Source organism: Bacillus sp. SIMBA_074 (assembly GCF_046534555.1).
In the GTDB taxonomy this organism is placed as follows: domain Bacteria; phylum Bacillota; class Bacilli; order Bacillales; family Bacillaceae_G; genus Bacillus_A; species Bacillus_A mycoides.
Window position 1 is genome coordinate 1 of sequence record NZ_JAWRYM010001205.1, and the last position, 237, is coordinate 237.

At 35.0% G+C, this 237-nt stretch carries 1 protein-coding gene; it reads left to right on the forward strand.

The window, feature by feature from the left end:
• Positions 1-54: 54 nt before the first annotated feature.
• A partial coding sequence (locus tag SB773_RS34545) for a hypothetical protein (RefSeq protein ID WP_410595047.1) occupies positions 55-237 on the forward strand: 183 nt, incomplete at its 3' end.

Genomic DNA, 237 nt, shown 5'->3' on the forward strand with positions numbered 1-237 from the left:
CCTTTATCCGACTTATTATTCAGCTTTACATATGAACTTGTTAATAAGGAGAAAGTGAAAAACAATGGAAAAGGAAGTGTTGAAGTTTTTCATTCTCTTTTGAATGGTGAAAATAGGAGTTCATCTTTTATCCCCCAATTACAGGGATTTGGCTTTAATCCCGATAGGCCATTTATTCTGCTCTTAATAAACGGAACGAAAGAAGAAGGGGATTCATTCTTTCCAATTGGCAGAATG